This is a genomic window from Limnothrix sp. HT2024 (genome assembly GCF_059138625.1).
Map to the genome: position 1 here is coordinate 811,254 of NZ_CM181121.1, position 18,182 is coordinate 829,435.

14 protein-coding genes, 1 other RNA gene and 2 pseudogenes are annotated in these 18,182 nt (G+C 58.0%); 7 read left to right on the forward strand and 10 right to left on the reverse strand.

Annotated features, from left to right (window positions below; all coding sequences use genetic code 11):
* Window positions 1-1,123: 1,123 nt before the first annotated feature.
* From AC2IAX_RS03380 to AC2IAX_RS03390, 3 genes are all read left to right on the forward strand, one after another.
* Complete coding sequence (locus AC2IAX_RS03380; RefSeq protein WP_494389331.1) at window positions 1,124-2,926, forward strand: adenylate/guanylate cyclase domain-containing protein; 1,803 nt, start codon at window positions 1,124-1,126, stop codon at window positions 2,924-2,926.
* A gap of 166 nt (window positions 2,927-3,092) precedes the next feature.
* Window positions 3,093-3,298, forward strand: a non-coding RNA gene (ssrS, locus tag AC2IAX_RS03385) — 6S RNA.
* Window positions 3,299-3,519: 221 nt separating this feature from the next.
* A complete protein-coding gene (locus tag AC2IAX_RS03390; RefSeq protein ID WP_494389332.1) occupies window positions 3,520-3,951 on the forward strand; it encodes a hypothetical protein in 432 nt (143 codons plus the stop codon).
* 8 nt (window positions 3,952-3,959) lie between these two features.
* On the opposite strand, the pseudogene AC2IAX_RS03395 reads toward AC2IAX_RS03390, so the two are convergent.
* The 3 genes and pseudogenes from AC2IAX_RS03395 to AC2IAX_RS03405 all read right to left on the reverse strand — a co-directional run.
* A pseudogene (locus AC2IAX_RS03395) lies at window positions 3,960-4,250 on the reverse strand (transposase); the annotation flags it as partial.
* 43 nt (window positions 4,251-4,293) lie between these two features.
* A protein-coding gene (locus AC2IAX_RS03400) for an IS5 family transposase (protein WP_494387266.1) occupies window positions 4,294-5,117 on the reverse strand; the annotation gives its coding sequence in 2 pieces (ribosomal slippage) (window positions 4,294-4,739 and window positions 4,739-5,117; 825 coding nt in all).
* A gap of 105 nt (window positions 5,118-5,222) precedes the next feature.
* Window positions 5,223-5,719 (reverse strand): annotated as a pseudogene (locus AC2IAX_RS03405) (IS5 family transposase); the annotation flags it as partial.
* 131 nt (window positions 5,720-5,850) lie between these two features.
* On the opposite strand from AC2IAX_RS03405, the gene AC2IAX_RS03410 reads away from it, so the two are divergent.
* Complete coding sequence (locus AC2IAX_RS03410) at window positions 5,851-8,856, forward strand: tetratricopeptide repeat protein (RefSeq protein WP_494389333.1); 3,006 nt, start codon at window positions 5,851-5,853, stop codon at window positions 8,854-8,856.
* A 457-nt stretch (window positions 8,857-9,313) separates the two neighbouring features.
* On the opposite strand, the gene AC2IAX_RS03415 is transcribed toward AC2IAX_RS03410, so the two are convergent.
* The 6 genes from AC2IAX_RS03415 to AC2IAX_RS03440 all read right to left on the reverse strand — a co-directional run bounded on the left by AC2IAX_RS03415 (window position 9,314) and on the right by AC2IAX_RS03440 (window position 15,722).
* A complete protein-coding gene (locus tag AC2IAX_RS03415) occupies window positions 9,314-11,146 on the reverse strand; it encodes a helix-hairpin-helix domain-containing protein (RefSeq protein WP_494389334.1) in 1,833 nt (610 codons plus the stop codon).
* Window positions 11,147-11,219: 73 nt separating this feature from the next.
* Complete coding sequence (locus tag AC2IAX_RS03420) at window positions 11,220-11,360, reverse strand: transposase (protein ID WP_494389335.1); 141 nt, start codon at window positions 11,358-11,360, stop codon at window positions 11,220-11,222.
* Between the two features lie 185 nt (window positions 11,361-11,545).
* Window positions 11,546-12,970 (reverse strand): type IV pilus twitching motility protein PilT, encoded by a 1,425-nt coding sequence (locus AC2IAX_RS03425; RefSeq protein WP_494389336.1) that lies wholly within the window; start codon window positions 12,968-12,970, stop codon window positions 11,546-11,548.
* A gap of 338 nt (window positions 12,971-13,308) precedes the next feature.
* Window positions 13,309-14,751: a bifunctional folylpolyglutamate synthase/dihydrofolate synthase gene (locus AC2IAX_RS03430; RefSeq protein WP_494389337.1), complete on the reverse strand. Its 1,443-nt coding sequence runs from the start codon at window positions 14,749-14,751 to the stop codon at window positions 13,309-13,311.
* 155 nt (window positions 14,752-14,906) lie between these two features.
* Entirely contained in the window at window positions 14,907-15,020 is a 114-nt protein-coding gene (locus AC2IAX_RS03435) for a photosystem II protein Y (RefSeq protein ID WP_099533248.1), read from the reverse strand.
* A gap of 147 nt (window positions 15,021-15,167) precedes the next feature.
* Window positions 15,168-15,722, reverse strand: coding sequence for a gamma carbonic anhydrase family protein (locus AC2IAX_RS03440; protein WP_494389338.1), 555 nt, complete (start codon window positions 15,720-15,722; stop codon window positions 15,168-15,170).
* Between the two features lie 147 nt (window positions 15,723-15,869).
* On the opposite strand from AC2IAX_RS03440, the gene AC2IAX_RS03445 reads away from it, so the two are divergent.
* Together AC2IAX_RS03445 and AC2IAX_RS03450 are read left to right on the forward strand one after the other, a co-directional pair.
* The gene (locus AC2IAX_RS03445) at window positions 15,870-16,376 is read left to right on the forward strand and encodes a TIGR02652 family protein (protein WP_099533247.1); all 507 of its coding nucleotides are present in this window, start codon (window positions 15,870-15,872) and stop codon (window positions 16,374-16,376) included.
* Between the two features lie 25 nt (window positions 16,377-16,401).
* Entirely contained in the window at window positions 16,402-16,857 is a 456-nt protein-coding gene (locus AC2IAX_RS03450; RefSeq protein WP_494389339.1) for a VOC family protein, read from the forward strand.
* A gap of 88 nt (window positions 16,858-16,945) precedes the next feature.
* On the opposite strand, the gene AC2IAX_RS03455 is transcribed toward AC2IAX_RS03450, so the two are convergent.
* The gene (locus AC2IAX_RS03455; RefSeq protein WP_494389340.1) at window positions 16,946-17,317 is read right to left on the reverse strand and encodes a DUF1818 family protein; all 372 of its coding nucleotides are present in this window, start codon (window positions 17,315-17,317) and stop codon (window positions 16,946-16,948) included.
* Window positions 17,318-17,495: 178 nt separating this feature from the next.
* On the opposite strand from AC2IAX_RS03455, the gene AC2IAX_RS03460 reads away from it, so the two are divergent.
* The gene (locus AC2IAX_RS03460) at window positions 17,496-18,140 is read left to right on the forward strand and encodes a histidine phosphatase family protein (protein WP_099533244.1); all 645 of its coding nucleotides are present in this window, start codon (window positions 17,496-17,498) and stop codon (window positions 18,138-18,140) included.
* Window positions 18,141-18,182 lie beyond the last annotated feature (42 nt).

Sequence of the window (18,182 nt, forward strand, 5' to 3'; positions counted from 1 at the left end):
GCTGTCGTGGATGTTGCAATGGGCTGGCCGAGGAAGCACAGGCTATTCGGATTAGGGGGACGGAATCGCAACACCCGAGGCCACAACAGGGGCCAACCACTCAGCACCGTCATCCTTGATGACAACTTGCCTCAGATTAGCCCGATCCCCTGGGGACGGACTGGAAGATTCCGTTAAAAGTCTGCCCAAGAACCATCGGGACAACATTGAAGACTATTTATTGAAGACTATTTAAAGACTGTTTAAAGACTGAAAACTGGTTAAAGGCTAGCCAAAGGCGGGTTGAAGGCAGATTCAAGCGCCTTGATCGCTTTAATCGCTAATTGAATTGAGGTTGCCGGAAGTCGCCTAATTGGGGCGATCGGGGCTAATCTGGACTGAACTTAGACAGGATGAAGAATGCCACGGAACACAACGTGGAAGCCAATTGCGTCATTGTCTAGGTTCAAGTGCTAGCGTTGGGTCAGGTGAGATTTTGGCAGGCTGTCTTGGGTGCGATACCGGCTTGTTGATTTGCGGGAACTTTGCGGGAATTCTGTTTTCATCGCAGTTCGTGACCGCAGCTCTCGATCGCAGTTCGTGATTGCAGTTCATGATCGTAATTGGTCACTGCAACTTGTCACTGCAATTGGTCACCAACAACGCATCACCACAGATCAACTCAACTCGCATCCAGCGAGAAAAATGGGAAGGAGCGGTGCTTTTGCAGTGCCGGTTCTGGATTTGGGTATGGGAACGGGCGATCGGGGGACGCTTAGCCAATTGGTCGCGAGAGGAGGGCGATCGCAGGGGACATCTCGAACAAACCGATTGCGTTCAGGGCGATCGGGCAAGGGGCTTAAACCAGGCTTTAATCAAGGTTATACGGCTTAACCACAGCCTAACCACGAAAACAGCGAGGCAGTAACGGGGCTGCGGCGGGATGGGTTAACCGGACTGGGGCATGGGCGTTCTGAAAAACTGGTCTGGCCCCTCAACGCTTGTGAGCCTAAACGCTGTCGAATAGGGTGTAATGCATCGATCGGTTAACGTTCTCGGCGCTGTTCCCGGTGCTATTCTCAGCGTTCCAGTCGATGCGGATTTGGCGATATTGATTCGATTGCTGTGAAGCAGAGTAGATGGCATGGCTGAGATCCAATTACGCCTTCAGGTTCCCGGTAGCCCCGATCGACTGATTCCCGTGGAAACCGACTCCGTGACGATCGGGCGGGCCAGTGATTGCGAGCTGCCCCTTTCTCCCTATGGCGTGTCGCGACACCATGCCCGAATTAGCCGCGTCGATCGGGCTAGTCCCTGGATGGTTGAAGACCTGCAAAGCAAAAACGGCACACGCCTGAACCAAACCCCCCTCCAACAGCCAACCCCCATCGCCCACGGCGATCGAATCTATATCGAAAATGTTTGTATCACGATTCTGCTGGCAGGGGTGGGCACGGCCAACGCGGTCACGAATCCCACCATCACCCGATCGCGCCAATCGCCCCAAGGGCCCAAAGCCGTCTATTCCCAGCGGGTGCAGGTTCCCTTAAACCCCGAGGTTTTGCCGCCCACCGTTTCCGTGGTGCGGCCCAATTTGGTCAAGCTGCCCCTGATTGATGCCACGGCCGATGGCAAAATGCGAATTTCACGCGATGCCAGTGACCTCAAAGAACAGTGGCTCCGCACCAGCGAAGGCAGCGGCGACAGTCTTTATGAGCGCGATCGCACCATTGCCCGCCTGCGCGATCTCGTAGAAATCGCCAAAGGCCTCACCTCCGCCGCCAGCAGCAACGCCATCTTCTCCCAAGTGCAAGAAGTGGTGTTTCGCTATCTCACCAACATTGAGCGCCTGGCCCTGCTGGTGGATGTGGAAGGCAATGGCCAACTGCAACTGCTGAACGCGGCCGCCCGCGAAACCGAACGGGCCCGCGACCTCACCCTCAACAGCGGTTGGATCAGCCAAAGCATCTGCCAAAAAGTATTCAAAGAAAAAATTGCCCTGCAAACGGCCGATGCCCAAGCCGACGAACGGTTTGGCGCAGAACAAAGCATTCTCTATAAGGGCATCCGCAGCGCCATGGCCGTGCCCCTTTGGAACGAAGACAAAGTGGTCGGCGTACTCTACGCCGATGCCAACCTGTCCTCCGAAAGTTGGGTGCAAGAGGGCGAAGACGATCTCAGTTTCTTTTCGGCGTTGGCCAACCTCGTGGCTGCCAGTGTTCAACGGTGGTTGCTCACCCGCAAGCTTCAGGAAGAAGAGCGCCTGTGCCAAAAGCTAGAGCGCTATCACTCGCCTGCGGTGGTGCAACAGATGATCGCTGCTGGCACCCACGAGGATGGCCGGATTCCCACCACCGATGGGGAACTCAGCATTTTGTTTGCGGATATTGTCGGGTTTACGGCCCTTTCGGAGCGCCTGAGTCCGGCGGAGGTGGCGGATCTGTTGAACCGCTTTTTTGAAGAAATGCTGCAAGAGGTGTTTGCCCTTGGAGGAACCCTCGATAAGTTCATTGGCGATTGCATCATGGCCTTTTTTGGTGCGCCGGAGCCACAACCGGATCATGCCGATCGCGCTGTGATTGCGGCCCGGCGAATGCTGGAACGCTTGGATGATCTAAATAAACGAAACGTGTTGGGCGAGCATTTGCAACTACGGATTGCCATCAACAGCGGTCGAGCCGTGGTGGGGGATGTGGGCAGCTCCCAACGGATGGATTACACAGTCTTGGGCGGCGCGGTGAACCTGGCGGCCCGGATGGAGGCGATTTGTCCGGTGGGTCAATGCATCATCAGCGCCAATACCTATGACTTGGTGTCGCGGAAGATGAATTGGGTGCAAATGGGAGAATTTCGGTTCAAGGGCATTGAACGGCCAGTACCCATTTTCCAAGATGGCCACCGCGCCCAAGAACTAGAGTTGGTGAAGCTTTTGACGGAGCCTTCTTGAGAACTAGCCGCAGATCGGGGCGATCACCCCGATCCGGTTCCTGAGTGGTTCTGGCTAGGGGTTGCTGGCTCGCTTCATGGGGCCCTGCGGGCGATCGACTCAGGAGCAAAACTAGTGCTCCCGGGGCGATCGTAATCCTTAAACTGTTTGCTATAATTCCGGTTGGGTTTTGCTGCAATGTTGGTGACTGCCAATAATTGTTTTGCGATCTATGTTTGTTCCAATTCGGGGACTCACCGAACGTCTTAGTGGCAGTAGACTGAGCGAGCGTTTCGGCGCTTTGTTAACTCAGAAACTTTAAACGGAGACAAGAGTACCCACCTGGTTTTTCCAGGTCGGAAGCTGAGGCAAGACGGCATTTGCGGTTAACCCAACTCCTCAGAATTTGCTTCAACCAATTGTTGATTAACCTCCCCGCCTAGAAAGAGCGGGGATCCCGGCCCTAGGTAAACAACCGAAGCTGATCGGTTAGCCGATGGGGTCAACACGCTACAAACCAAAATCGCGGAAGCCTTGCGGGCATAGCGATCGCCCAAAACCGAGGGCTAGACTGGAGCGAATTTGGCCGGCATTTTGGGTTTGGATCGCTCCCCATGACGACGCTCTCCCTTTGGTTGCGATCGCTGACGGCGGATACGGTGGAATTCCGCTGGTTTTTTGAGAATCCCAATCGCTACGAGAGCCGATCGCTCCCGGTGGCCGAGTTGGGCCAGGCGATCGACCAGGCTGATCGCCTCTTTGACCGGACGCTCGATCCTCGGCAGGGGCCGGCCGAGGCGTTGGCCCTGGGGCGGCAGTTGTTTGCTTGGCTGGATGGGAGCGATCGGCTGTTGAGTCGGCAGTTGGCGGATCAGCGCCCCACGGTGTTGGCGATCGACTTGATCGCGCCGACCGATCCGAGCTGGCCCGACTTGGGGCGGTTGCCTTGGGAATTGCTACACGATGGCGATCGCTTTTTGGTGGCGGCGGGGATTGTGCCGGTGCGGGTTTGTGCGGAGGCGCGGCCCCTAAGAGCTGATTTATAAATCAATTATTAAGCATCTAGAGCAGCCAATCTTCTCACCATCAAATGCATTAAGCAGCCATAGATCATCCCTTCACTCGTCTCCGAATACAACTCATAGTCCTTACTCAATCGCCGAAATCGGTTCAGCCAGCCAAACGTCCGCTCGACAATCCATCGCTTGGGCAACGTCTCAAACCCTTTACTGACTCGGCTGATCACCTCCACGCGCACACTCTCACCACACACATGCTTCACAGCATCCGCAAACTTTTTCCCGGAATACCCCTGATCAACCCAAATAACCTCTAGCCGAGATAGCTTCTCCTTCACTTCCTCTAAGAGCTGATTTATAAATCAATTATTAAGCATCTAGAGCAGCCAATCTTCTCACCATCAAATGCATTAAGCAGCCATAGATCATCCCTTCACTCGTCTCCGAATACAACTCATAGTCCTTGCTCAATCGCCGAAATCGGTTCAGCCAGCCAAACGTCCGCTCAACGATCCACCGCTTGGGCAACGTCTCAAACCCTTTACTGATTCGGCTGATCACCTCCACGCGCACACTCTCACCACACACATGCTTCACAGCATCCGCAAACTTTTTCCCGGAATACCCCTGATCAACCCAAATAACCTCTAGCCGAGATAGCTTCTCCTTCACTTCCTCTAACACCACAATCCCTCCCAATCGCTCAGAAGCATTCGCTTCAGTCACCAACACGCCCATTAGGAACCCTTGCGAGTCAACGATAATGTGGCGTTTACGTCCCTTAACCTTTTTGCCACCATCGAAGCCGTAGACCACCCCCTTTTTTCCGTGGTTTTCACCGACTGAGAATCACCGATACTGACCCTAGATTGCTCTGAACGACCTAATTTGCTCCGCAGTTGCTCTCGAATTTGGTCATGCATTTGCTGCCAAATTCCTTTTCGTTGCCATTTCTGGAAGTAATGGTAGACCGTACTGTAAGGGGGTAAATCGTGAGGCAGCATTTCCCACTGGCAGCCAGTCCGCTGGACGTAAAAGATGCCATTGAGGATTTCTCGGAAATCAACTTCTATCGGATGTCCAAAGCCTTTAGGAGCGGGCAGCAGCGGCTGGAGGAGCACCCACTCATCGTCGCTCAAATCACTGGGATAGGCTTTGCGGGTAGGATTGGCAATGACCGGGAGACGACTCATGAGCTGGATGATGCTTCGGGTAGGTCTAGCCTAAAACCGGATTTAGAGCTGCCAAGTCGGCTTTAGCTTCTCTTTATAAATTAGCTCTAACACCACAATCCCTCCCAATCGCTCAGAAGCATTCGCTTCAGTCACCAACACGCCCATTAGGAACCCTTGCGAGTCAACGATAATGTGGCGTTTACGTCCCTTAACCTTTTTGCCACCATCGAAGCCGTAGACCACCCCCTTTTTTCCGTGGTTTTCACCGACTGAGAATCACCGATACTGACCCTAGATTGCTCTGAACGACCTAATTTGCTCCGCAGTTGCTCTCGAATCTGGTCATGCATTTGCTGCCAAATTCCTTTTCGTTGCCATTTCTGGAAGTAATGGTAGACCGTGCTGTAAGGGGGTAAATCGTGAGGCAGCATTTCCCACTGGCAGCCAGTCCGCTGGACGTAAAAGATGCCATTGAGGATTTCTCGGAAATCAACTTCTATCGGATGTCCAAAGCCTTTAGGAGCGGGCAGCAGCGGCTGGAGGAGCACCCACTCATCGTCGCTCAAATCACTGGGATAGGCTTTGCGGGTAGGATTGGCAATGACCGGGAGACGACTCATGAGCTGGGTGATGCTTCGGGTAGGTCTAGCCTAAAACCGAATTTAGAGCTGCCAAGTCGGCTTTAGCTTCTCTTTATAAATTAGCTCTAAGCCTGATCGAGCGGCGCAACCGGGCGTTGCATGGGCTGTTTATGGCGGCGGCTCCTACCGGGGGCGGCGTGGCCCTGGGGTTTGAAACCGAAGAGCAGGCGATTTTGGATGCGACCGATCGCCTGGATATGCGGTTGACCGTGGAAGAAACCGGCTGCTTGGAGGATTTGGGCTGGTTGGTGGGGCAGTTTGACCCCAGCGAGTTGGATTTGTTGCACCTGACCGGCCATGCGGGGATTGATCAGCGCCAACAACCGCCCGTGTCGGTGTTCATTACGGAAACGGAAACGGGCGATCGGCGCGATGCGACGGCCGCTGAGATTGCCCAGGCCTTGGGGCGACAGTTTCCGCCCTTGGTGTTTTTGTCCGGCTGTCAGACCGGGGAAGGCCGCAACGGGATGCCCGCCATGGCCCGATCGCTCGTGCAAGCGGGGACGCGGGCCGTGTTGGGCTGGGGGCGACCGGTCTATGACACCGATGCCACGGCGGCGGCGGCGGCGATCTATCGCGGGTTGGCGGAGGGGCGATCGCTCGTGGATGCGTTGCGGGTGGCCTATGGGGAGCTGATGCGGCCCCTGGAAACGGGTCGATCGCCCGAGTGGTATTTGTTGCGGTTGTTTGTGGGGGGCGACCTGACCCCGGCGATCGGCCCCTTGGTGACGGCTCCCCGATCGCCCGGCCGGTTGCGTGCGCCCAAGGCCAGCCTGGTGGGGCAATTTCTCGATCCAAATCGGCAGACGGTGCAAGTGCCGACGCGGCGGGAATTTGTGGGGCGGCGGCGCTGGTTGCAGCGGGGTTTGCGGGTGTTGCGCGATCGCGACTCGGTGGGGGTGTGGCTCCAGGGCATGGGCGGCCTGGGCAAAAGCAGCATCGCGGCCCGGCTGTGCGATCGGCTCGATCAATTTCAGCGGGTGGTGATTGTGGGGCGGTTGGATCTGCCTCGGTTTGTGCGGGAAACGGCGCGGGGCTTGCCTCGGGAGCAACGGGAACTCCTGGAAGACGATCGCGACCCCTTGGACTACCGCCTCGAGTGCTTGTTCAATGCTCGCGCCGATCAGCCGCCCTTTTTGTGGGTGTTTGATGATTTTGAAAACTGCCTGGAACTGCGAAACGGCACTTATCAGCTCCAACCGGCGGCGGCGGAAATTTTGGAGGCGATCGCCACGGCCATTGATCGGCAAGCCTTTGACCAGCCCCACAAGCTGCTGATCACCACCCGCTACGACATTGACCCGGCCCTGCGCGATCGGTTGCGGTTGCGGCACTTGGGGATTGATGGGTTTCGGGGTGGGGATGCGCGCAAGTTGCGGGAACGGCTGCCGGGTTTCAGCAACCCCGCCGCGACCTTGCCCCGATCGCTGGTGGAGCGGGCTTGGAAGTTGGGCGATGGCAACCCCCGGCTGTGGCGCTGGCTCGATCGGCTCCTGAGCGGCTTGGGTCGGCTGGATGAGTCGGGCAAAATCACGATCGACCCCCAAGGCGCGAGCGATCGCCCCGACCCGGACACCCTGAGCGCCCTGCTCGATCGCCTGGCCCAACAGCCGGACGAGCTACGGGAGCAAGTGTTGGCCGCCACCCTCTGGGATTGGGTGGATCAAGACCTGCACCACCTGTTGCAGCGGGCGGCGATCTATGAGTTGCCCGTGCCACCAGCGGCGATCGACCCCCTGTTGACGGACATCCCAGCGGCGGCCAGCCGCCTGGCTCGGGCCCAAGCCCTGGGGTTGTTGGAGCGATCGCCCGCTGGGGAGTTGCGAGTGCCGCGCATTTTGCCACTGGATCTGCCCAGCACTCCGCCCCAGGAGTTGGCGGCCCTGGCTTGTCAAACGCTCTATCGCCTTTGGTGGGAAGAAGCTAATGATTCAACAGAAGAACAATGCCTAGAAATTCACCGGCTGGCGCTGTTGGGCAAAGAATCGGAGATTGCCGCTACCATCAGCGCAAGGCTCGGGCACAACTGGAACGATAAAAGCCGTTTCCGCGAAGCCGTTGAGCTGTGTCGATCGACTCTCGAAGTGGCCTCAGACTATCGAGTGTTTCATGCCCTGGCCCGATCGCAACAAGAACTCGGGGATGTGGCCGCAGCCTTGGTGAACTACCAAACCGCCCTCGATCGCTGCCCCACCAACACCGAAGCCGAAATCCGCGAACGAGCCGCCATTATCCACAACCTCGCTACTTTGCTCAGTGCGCGGGGCGAGATCGAGCAGGCGATCGCCCTCTATCAGCAATCCCTGGAAATCCAAGAGCAAATCGGGGATGCCCAGGGCAAAGCCGCCACCCTGCACCAACTGGGCAACATCTACGCCGATCGGGGCGAGATCGAGCAGGCGATCGCCCTCTATCAGCAATCCCTGGAAATCCAAGAGCAAATCGGCAATGTCCAGGGCAAAGCCGCCACCCTGCACTGCCTGGGCAACATCTACGCCGATCGGGGCGAGATCGAGCAGGCGATCGCCCTCTATCAGCAATCCCTGGAAACCTGGGAGCAAATCGGCAATATCGGGGGCAAAGCCGCCACCCTGCACCAACTGGGCATGATCTACGCCAACCGGGGCGAGATCGAGCAGGCGATCGCCCTCTATCAGCAATCCCTGGAAATCAACGAGCAAATCGGCAATGTCCAGGGCAAAGCCGCCACCCTGCACGAACTGGGCAGGATCTACGCCAACCGGGGCGAGATCGAGCAGGCGATCGCCCTCTATCAGCAATCCCTGGAAATCCAAGAGCAAATCGGCAATGCCCAGGGCAAAGCCGCCACCCTGCACGAACTGGGCATCATCTACGCCAACCGGGGCGAGATCGAGCAGGCGATCGCCCTCTTTCAGCAATCCTTGGAAATCACAGAGCAAATCGGCAATGTCCAGGGCAAAGCCGCCACCCTGCAATGGCTGGGTTGTCTCAAGGCCACCAAGCTCGGGCAAATTGAAGCCGGTCTGGTCGATCTATCAATCTCCCTCGAAATCCTAGAACGCATCGGCTCTCCGGAAGCCGAAAACACACGCCGGTTAATCCACCACATCCAAACCCAACAAACCAACCCGTAGGGGCGTACCGCTGTACGCCCTCCGCCAGGATCGATCGAAACGAATTGGCCCTCGGAGATCTCGCGTACCTGAGGGCGCAGGGCGATGCGCCCCTACGGGATTGGGGGGCAATGGGCCGATCGATTCATGGGTCACGGCTCGATCGCGCCTCGGGATCATGCATCGGGCTTTCCCCGTCAATGGGGCGATCGGGTAGGGGCGTACCGCTGTACGCCCTCCGCCAGGATCGATCGAAACGAATTGGCCCTCGGAGATCTCGCGTACCGGAGGGCGCATGGCGATGCGCCCCTACGGGATTTGGGGGGCAATGGGCCGATCAATTCATGGGCCACGGTGCGATCGACCATCCCGGATTCACGACAATTCCTGATCGGTTGGGTCGCGCTCAATTCTCGGTGCATGGGAAAACCCATCAATCCTTGCGTAACTCCCTTTCATAACTCTATGGCCTTGCTCCCTAGGGTTGATTGGCGGGGCGATCGGGCTGGGTGAGCGTGCTGGGAACCGCCACGGGCACAGGCGTGAGCGAGTCCAGCAAAATTTGGCGAGAGTCGGCCGTGAGGTGGCGGACGGTGGCGGAATCCAGATAGCCCCAAGCGTATTGGTCGCCCAAAATCCGTCGTTGATATTCGGAAATGGCTTCAATCCATTGAATTTGCAGCACCGTTTGGGTGGCCTCCCCGTCCGGGGGCAAGGAGCCGGAAATGGTTCCATTGCCATAAAACAGGCCCGGCTTGCCCAGGGCAGAGGCGATCGCCCGTTGGGATCGCTCCGTGAGGGCCGATCGAGAAAGCCGCACAAGGGGCCGATCGGGATCCTGCATCAGGGTCACCATTTCTTGAGTGAGTTGATTGGTGAGGCCTTCGATTTGGCTGCGGGTGCTGTCAAATTGGATCAGGGCCAGGCGCTGCTGTTCTGGGCTAAGGACAGGGGGGCGAGCCGTCAGAACGCGGGGAATGAGGGCGGGGACTCCGGGGGTGGAAAAGTCGAGGGCTTCTCGGCTGGCAATGATGGCGGCGGAGACCAAAAAACAGCAGCCCAACCCAATGGCAGAGACCCAAGCGCTCGATCGGGAATAGCCGGGAGCCAGCCAATAGTTGCGGGCGGTGACGGTGGGCGGCAGGGGGCGCAGGGGAATCGTTTGGATGCTGGCGGCGATGGGCGGCGGGGTCACCACCCGGGGAGCCTTGCGGTGCGTTTTGGCCAGTTGGATATGCTCGCCGCGCCGGATGGCGGCCGGAGAGGGAAAGGGATCGCGCCCTCGGAACTGTCGCGCCCGATCGCACCAGGGACAGGAACCCTGATGGCCAAAGTAGATATGGTGAGGATTGGCGCTACAGGTCACGAGGTTGTTTTCGGCGCTGTCCAAAACGGTGAACCACTGACGGGCGCTGGGCCGATCGGCCGGGTGGCGGGTTTCAAAGGCCTGGCGGAAGAGGTTTTGCAATTGCGGATCGAGGCCCGCGAAAGGCGGCGCGATCGGCTTGGGTTTCCAACGGGGCGATCGGGCACTGTAGGGAAATTCTCCGGCCGCAATCCGTTGGTCAATCAGGGGCGGGTCACCGGATCCCAGAAAAGCGCCGTCAAAGGGGTGGGTTCCCTCCATCAACAACTGAAAGAGCAACACCGCCAACCCAAAACAGTCTTGGGCCGCCGTGCGATCGACCTCTCGAAAGTTGCGCCCTTGCAGTTCCGGGGGCGTATATTCCGGCTTGCCCACGGGACAACGGAAAGTGCGCCGCTGTTGACGATCGACCACCTGAAACGAATCCGTATCCACCAGGGTCACCAGGGCATTGGACGCGGCCAGCACGTTGGACTCGTTCACATCCCCGATCGTGTAGCCCCGTTCATGGAGCACATCAACGGCTTGGGCTAGGTTGCGAGCCATCCGCACCAGGTAGCGATAGGTGAGACCCGGCAACTCGCGCCGTCGCATCTTGGGCGTATAAACCTCATGCAGGGGGCGGGTTTCGGGTGCTTTGGGCATCAAAAACCCAACAATCGCCCCATCCACCACCACCGCATCCACTGGCCAGGCGATCGTAATCGGTGGTTCCAACGGATCTAGCGGCGGATCGTTCAACATGGCGGCCAGTTTGGCCGCCCGATCGGGCGATCGTTGGTCGGGGTGATAAATCTTGGCCAGCAGGCTCGGTTCTTCCGCAACCTGATAAATTTCCCCTTCGCCGCCCGCTTTCCCCGTGGTTCGCAGCGTGATCCGCTCGCCCGTCATGGCCCGTTGGGCCAGGAGGGTTCGGCTCCGTTTGGTTAGGTTCGATCGCTGCATGATCTGGGTTTTGCGCCGCCACCCTAAACATACTGAATTTCAGGGGCCAATTGCGGGAGCAAAACTGGGGCGGTCAATCGCGCCAAGGGGCCCCTGTCCGATAGTGATGAAGCGCCGCTTCAATGAACCATCGATCATTCCGTCCTTGCTTGCCAATGGGGCATCGAGGTGGGGGGAGCAGGGGGCGAATTCGTTCCCATTGGTCATCGGTCACGATGGTGCAATCAGGGTTTATAACCCAGAGGAACGCGCAGTACTTCGGCTAAGGGTACTCTCTCCTCTGCCATCCACGCTGAAATGACGACACCCCCTAAGCCCCTTGTCCCCCCCCCGATCTGCTAACGGTGAAATCAGGGTTTCAGACCATTTGACGACAAGCCCCAAGCCCCAAGCCCCGACCTAGACCGCAGAGCTGTAGAGAGATCCGCCTCGCAACATAATCGCCATTTCGTTCTCGCGGGGCGAATTGGCGAGGGCAATCTCCTCGTTGATTCGCCCTTCCAAATAGAGCTTGTAGAGAATTTGGTTCATCGTACACATGCCCTCGTATTCCGATCGGGGGATGATGTCCTCCACCTCGTCAATCTGACCTTTCTTGATGTAATCCCGCACCGCATCGGTGTTGATCAGCACTTCAAAAACCGGGGCCCGTTTGCCGTCAGTGGTGGGCACGAGGGCTTGGGAAATGCAAGCCACCATCGCTTCCGCAATTTGGGTGCGCACGGCCTCGCGATCTTCCGGTGAATAGAGGGCCAAAATCCGCTCGATCGTCTTGACGGCCCCGTTGGTGTGCAGGGTTCCGAACACCAAGTGACCGGTTTGGGCGGCCTTCAGGGCGGTTTCCACCGTTTCCCGATCGCGCATTTCCCCAATCAGAATCACGTCTGGATCTTCCCGCAAGGAAGCCCGCAACGCATTATCAAACCGTAGGGAGTGAATCCCCACCTCCCGCTGATTGATCACCGACCTGCGGCTTTGGTGGACAAACTCGATCGGGTCTTCGATCGTGATGATGTGCCGGGTCATGTTGCGGTTGATGTAGTCAATCATGGCCGCCAAGGTGGTGGACTTCCCGGAGCCGGTGGGCCCCGTCACCAAAATCAACCCCTTGTGGGCATGGCAAACATTGGCAAAGGCCGCCGGTAAACAAAGCTGCTCAAAGGTCTTGATTTCCATCGGAATCAAGCGCAACACCATCGCCGGCCCGTTCAGGGTTTCAAACAAATTGATCCGCACCCGTGCAAAGGGATATTGGGCCGCGCCGTCAAAGTCCAAATGTTCTTGAAACTGCTGAATTTCTAGATCACTCAACACTTCCTGCATCCAGGCCATGAAGGTGTTGTCATCGGTGGTGGGGTAGGTGGTGGGCTGCATTTGCCCCCGGCTGCGGAAGCGCGGTTCTCGGCCCACGGCCAAATGCACATCGGAATAGTTGTTGCGGAAGGCTTCTTCCACCAACTGCCGCAGGGTGGGCGCACCTTCTGCGGCCTTCGCCCGAGGGAGGGGACGACGGCCGTTGACAGGGCTGGCTTCTGGGACGATCGGGCCCGGTGGGGCCGTTTCGCCATTTTCCCCAATCACCTGAAACGACCAGTCCGCCCGCCGATCGCCCAAATTCACACTCAGGTGATGGTTGCCGGGCTTGGGAAACACCAGGTCTAAGCGCCAAGTGCCGTCCTTGGCCACGATCGGCCCTGTCATCTTGAAGTCATTATTCAGACTGACGACCAACGGTTTGCCCGCATCATCGGGCGTTGCCACACCGGCCACCACAAACCGCTGGAGCGGGCGCACAGGTTGGCTGGGAGCCTGAACAATTTTCATTGAGAAACCTCCAAAATCCGTCACTACTTCACTAGCAATTGCCACCCTTCGCTCACGAAGGCCGCAATCGGGAGGCTTCCTGCTTCATCACGGCGAAGTCCGCTTCATCCGTAACCCAAACCGGACTGGCCGCCGTTTCGAGATGAATCGCCCCGTTTCAGCCGCGATCGATTTTCAATCCACAGTTTGGCCCATGGTCGAAAGCCCTTGCATTCAGCCTGACCCACCCATACCTGCCTGCTACTGGGGAACTGGGAAACCGAAAAGAGGGTTCCCCTGAACTCCGTGATTTTGCGGATCAGGCTCCCTTTGTTTCTAATCCAAAACCAAGGGACTTGTCAGCTTTTGGCCGATAGGGCTGGGGAAAGGGTGGGGGTGCTGATCCGGAAGAACTGCCCCAAAAGATACAGGGAGCCACAGAGCACCACGGGCCGATCGCCCCGCAGGGCCACCTCCAAGGCCGACGACAGTTCCATGAAGGGGCGAGTTTCCGTCAGGGCGATCGCCTCGGGAGCCAGATGCACCAATGCTTCGGGGTTGATCGACTGGGGATCTGGAACAGGCACGGTGTAGAGCCGATCGCCCGATCGCAACAGGATCCGCAGCACGGCGGCCGCGTCCTTGGTGCTCAACATGCCCATCACCCAGGTCACGGGCCCCAAATTTTGCTGATCCACATAGTCCCGCAGCACGCGGGCTGAGTCATCGTTGTGGGCCCCATCTACCAGCAGCGATCGCCCTTGATAGGTTGTCCACTGCAACCGGCCCGGCCAGCGGGCATTGGCCATGCCGGTTTGAATGGCGGGGGTGGCAATGGCCCAGCCGGCCGATCGCAACCGTTGCACCAGTCCGATCGCCACGGCCGCATTGGTGCGCTGGATCTGGCCAGCCAGGGGCAACGGATAGGTCAAATCGCCCGATCGCACCCAAGGTAAGTGGGGCCAAGATTCAGACGGCGGGGCGATCGGCTCGGCCGGCTCCACCCAATCGATCGGGCAGGCCAGTTGGGCCGCGCGATCGGTCACCACGGCCCGGGCCTCGGGCGGCAGGGGAGCCACCACCAGCGGCCGCCCCGGCTTCAGGATGCCGGCCTTTTCTCCGGCAATTTGTCCCAAGCTGTCGCCCAAAACCTGCCAATGATCCCGCCCAATCGAGGTGATGGCACAGGCGATCGGCTCATCCACCACATTGGTCGCATCCAACCGTCCGCCTAGCCCCACTTCCATCACCGCCAAATCCACCCGCTGGCGCGCAAAATATAGCCAAGCGGCCACGGTCACCAGCTCAAATTGGGTCAAGGAAATGCCGGTTTGGGCGATCGCCCGTTCCCCCTCACGCAGCAACTCAGCCAACACTGGAGGCTCGATCGGGACTTGATTCACCGTGATTCGCTCCGTCCAATCCACCAGGTGCGGTGACGTGTAGCGCCCGGTGCGATAGCCCGCCGCCGTCAGAATGCTGGACAGGTAAGCACAAACGGAACCTTTACCATTGGTTCCCGCCACATGGACGATCGGCACCTGTTGCTGAGGATTCCCCAAAGCCGCCAGCACCCCTAGCATCCGCTCTAAGTCCAACTGCACGCCCAGGGGTTGGAAACTGGCTAATTGCTGGTCTAGTTGGCCTACCTGATTGGTCTGATGATCCTGATTGACCTGGTAAGCGTGATTGGCCTGATTGCCCTGGTGGCTCTGATGATCCGGGGCTGCCGGATGAGCTGGACTGACCAAATTCGTTGAATCTAGCGGCCCTGGGTTTGATGGCTCGATCGCCGGGGTCATGGTGTTGCTCCTTAGCCTATTGCGCCTTGCGAGGGACAAAAAATGCCCAAAAAAATACCCAAAAACAAGTAGGAGCGCCATCAAAGCGCCCCTACCATTCTGCGATTGGGTATCGATTGTGGGCGATCGCGACAAAACCGCCAGAGTTTACGAACCTAGCTGTCTAGCTGACGACGCAATTGTTCGAGAGCTGCCTTACCAATGTTGAAAACAGCCCAGCCAGCAGCCAGCAGCAGCGGAGACACCACAACCAAAACGCGCCAATCCATATCTTGATCTCCCGTAACAGTTCTAAAAACAGGCGAGCCAATTTAATTAAATGCCATTGTCGGGCATTTGGGGCCTCCCGAACGCGACCAGTCGATCGGAATCCGAGGAACTGGGCCCTTGGCGGGCATTGGGGTAGGCCAAGTTACCTATTGTGCCCCGTGAAAACCCAGATCCGTGCCCTGGCCGCCATGCACCAGGGCCAACTTCACGTAGCGGGCCGCATGTTCAATTTGTTCCGCCACTTCTTGATCACTGAGCGATCGCACGACCTTGCCCGGAATTCCCACCACGAGCGATCGGGGTGGCACTTCTTTGGTGACCACGGCCCCAGCTCCCACGATGCTACCCGCCCCCACGCGCACACCGTTGAGAATGATGGCTCCCATCCCGATCGTGCAGCCCCGTTCAATGTGGGCGGAGTGGATGATGGCCCGGTGGCCCACGGTCACATCGGCCTCAAGGATCGTGGGCTGGCCCGGGTCACCATGGATCACTGCGCCATCTTGAACATTGGTGTTTTCGCCAATGTCAATTCGCTCCACGTCCCCCCGCAGCACCGCGCCATACCAAATGTTGGCCCCGGTGGCCAAGGTGACCCGGCCGATAATGGTGGCGTTGGGAGCGACAAAGGCCGCGGCCGCGATGTCCGGTGTGCCCAAAATGGGATGGGCGATCGCCCCTGTTGCCTCTAGACGTGACATAAACGTGACAAATATTTAAATATTTCAAGAAGCGTTTGTTTTGTCCAGACCGCCAAAATGCCATCGCTATAATAGGGTAGCGAGGCGACGGCCCGCGATCGAACCCCCGCTCCCACCGCCGTCCTGCACGAGGTTTCGATCGAACCCATGCTGAATCCGACGTTGCAATATCCCATCTTTGGCCCAGAAATTTTGTGTCCCCATTGTCGGCAGCCGATCCCGGCCCTGACCCTTACGGACACGTACCTTTGCCCTCGGCATGGGGCCTTTGAAGCCGACCCCAACACCAAAGAACTGGTGCATTTGCAATCCAGTCGCCATTGGCGGCAGTGGGAAGGTGAATGGTATCGCCAGCATACGCACCCCGACGGGATTCGCTTTGAGATTCATGAAGCGCTTGATCGGCTCTATACCCAAGGTTTTCGGGCCACGAAGGTGACGGTTGCCCATCGTTACCAAACCCTCATTGCGTCCTATCTCGATCGAGCAAACCCGCGCAATCCGAGTTCCGACGGTCGGCCGCGGCTTTATGGCTTGCCGGTGGAATTCAGCGCCACGGAAGCGGCGGATCCCTGTTGGGATGTGATTAATTTTGTGTTGGACAAGGAACCCGGTGTGCCGGTGCGCTATCCCTATTTCCGGCTGTTTGAGTAGCCCAAGGTTGGTAGGCAGCGGCCCAATGCACCATGTTTCCTTAAAAACGGCGGATATTCACCGGGCGATCGCGTTTTATGAGGCGATCGGGTTTGGGATGGCCGAACGGTTCACGGCGGGCATGACCCTGGCCTGTTGGATGGAAGGTTGGGGGGGACGGATTGAGCTGCTGCAAGTGCCGGAGCCTCAATCCCCGCCCGATCCCTTCGGCAACGAGCATTATGTGGGCTACTACCATTTGTCGCTAGATTTGGCCCAATCGCCCGATCGCCCAGCAACCCTAATGGATTGGTTGAACCTGATGGGCGATCGCCTGGCTCCACAGCCCTTGCCCCTGTTGTTGGCTCCTTGCCAGCAGATGATCGGCGATCGGGTCTATGAGGTGGCATTCATCGCAGACCCGGATGGAATGCCGATCGAACTGTTGCGCCTTCAAGCCCAACTTCCGCCACCCAAGGCCGCGATCGGCTCTGAACATTGAGCGATCATTCAACACCTTGCCTTGAGAGACCCTGGCCTTGAGAGTATTGCTCAGGAATCGCGCTGAGAGAGGGCGTGATTAGAAGGCCCTAAAACAGCCCGATCGTGCGGGCCGCCTGCACCAACCCATCCACCGCTTCTGGCGGCCATCCCCCTTCGGCCCCCCGCCCCGACAGCAACACAAACCGCACCCCAAAGGCATCTGTATAGCCCTCGGCCCCCATCCAGAGCCGATCGCTCTCCACCTCGCAAGCAATTTTTTCCTCGGGCATCAACTCATCGGCGATCGCCCGTACTGAGTCCACCAGGCGATCGAGCAGTCGGCAAAAGTCGGTTAACTCCGGCTCCGTCAGCTCCACGGCCCAATCATCACTGCCCACCAATCCCGAAAATTTTGCGGACGAAGGCTGCCAGCCCAGTCGCCATCCTGGGCCAGACTTCAAGATTCGATCATTAGCCATAGCGCTGTTGATGGGCCCTAAATTGCCGGATTTAGCTTATCTCCGGATTGAACCAACCCGAGAAGATGTCTGAAAAGTGCCTTCATGGCAACCAGCCAATTTTCCCACTGCTCCTGTTCAGTCCTAGGATGGAATCTAGGATTGAACCATTGAAGCTCCATGTCGATCGAACTCCACCATGGCTCTTAAGCTCTTCTTTTTGCGTCATGCTCAGACGGCCTACAGTGCATCCGGTGGTTATTGCGGCACGCCTGAAAATGATCCCGGCCTCACGCCCGAGGGGCATGAAATGGCTGAGAAGTTCGCGATCGCCTATGCCTCCCTTGAGTGGACAGCCATTTACACCAGTCCGCTGCGCCGCGCCATCCAAACGGCAACGCCGCTGTGCGAAATGACGGGGCTGAATATGCAATTGCGAGATGGGCTAAGGGAAATTGCCTACGGGAAGTGGGAAGGGTTGCACCCGCGCGAGGTCGATCGGATCTATCACGATGACTATGTGCGGTGGCTGACGGATCCGGCTTGGAATGCGCCCACGGGAGGCGAGCGGGGTGTGGACATTGCCCGCCGAGCTTCATTGGTTCTGGACGAAATTGAGCGTCGTCACCCCACGGGTTCAGTGCTGTTGGTGTCCCATAAGGCGACGATTCGGATCTTGCTTTGTGTGTTGATGGGCATTGATGTGGGTCGCTATCGCGATCGCTTCTCGTTGCCGGTGGCGGGGTTGAATGTGGTGGAAATGAGCGATCGGGGGCCCCTGTTCCACAGTGTGGCCGATCGTAGTTATTTGGATGAACGATTGCGGGCCCTTCCTTCCACTTAATCAACTAAGACAAGGGACTTAGGGGGTGTCGTCATTTTTCAA

Bases quoted from the DNA above. Each gene is read 5' to 3' on its own strand.
- AC2IAX_RS03390 (WP_494389332.1), top strand. From the start codon at position 3,520: ATGACGACGCTCTCCCTTTGGTTGCGATCGCTGACGGCGGATACGGTG.
- AC2IAX_RS03425 (WP_494389336.1), bottom strand. From the start codon at position 12,970: ATGAAAATTGTTCAGGCTCCCAGCCAACCTGTGCGCCCGCTCCAGCGG.
- AC2IAX_RS03435 (WP_099533248.1), bottom strand. From the start codon at position 15,020: ATGGATTGGCGCGTTTTGGTTGTGGTGTCTCCGCTGCTGCTGGCTGCT.
- AC2IAX_RS03410 (WP_494389333.1), top strand. From the start codon at position 5,851: ATGGCGGCGGCTCCTACCGGGGGCGGCGTGGCCCTGGGGTTTGAAACC.
- AC2IAX_RS03415 (WP_494389334.1), bottom strand. From the start codon at position 11,146: ATGCAGCGATCGAACCTAACCAAACGGAGCCGAACCCTCCTGGCCCAA.
- AC2IAX_RS03380 (WP_494389331.1), top strand. From the start codon at position 1,124: ATGGCTGAGATCCAATTACGCCTTCAGGTTCCCGGTAGCCCCGATCGA.
- AC2IAX_RS03450 (WP_494389339.1), top strand. From the start codon at position 16,402: ATGCACCATGTTTCCTTAAAAACGGCGGATATTCACCGGGCGATCGCG.
- AC2IAX_RS03455 (WP_494389340.1), bottom strand. From the start codon at position 17,317: ATGGCTAATGATCGAATCTTGAAGTCTGGCCCAGGATGGCGACTGGGC.
- AC2IAX_RS03430 (WP_494389337.1), bottom strand. From the start codon at position 14,751: ATGACCCCGGCGATCGAGCCATCAAACCCAGGGCCGCTAGATTCAACG.
- AC2IAX_RS03445 (WP_099533247.1), top strand. From the start codon at position 15,870: ATGCTGAATCCGACGTTGCAATATCCCATCTTTGGCCCAGAAATTTTG.
- AC2IAX_RS03440 (WP_494389338.1), bottom strand. From the start codon at position 15,722: ATGTCACGTCTAGAGGCAACAGGGGCGATCGCCCATCCCATTTTGGGC.
- AC2IAX_RS03460 (WP_099533244.1), top strand. From the start codon at position 17,496: ATGGCTCTTAAGCTCTTCTTTTTGCGTCATGCTCAGACGGCCTACAGT.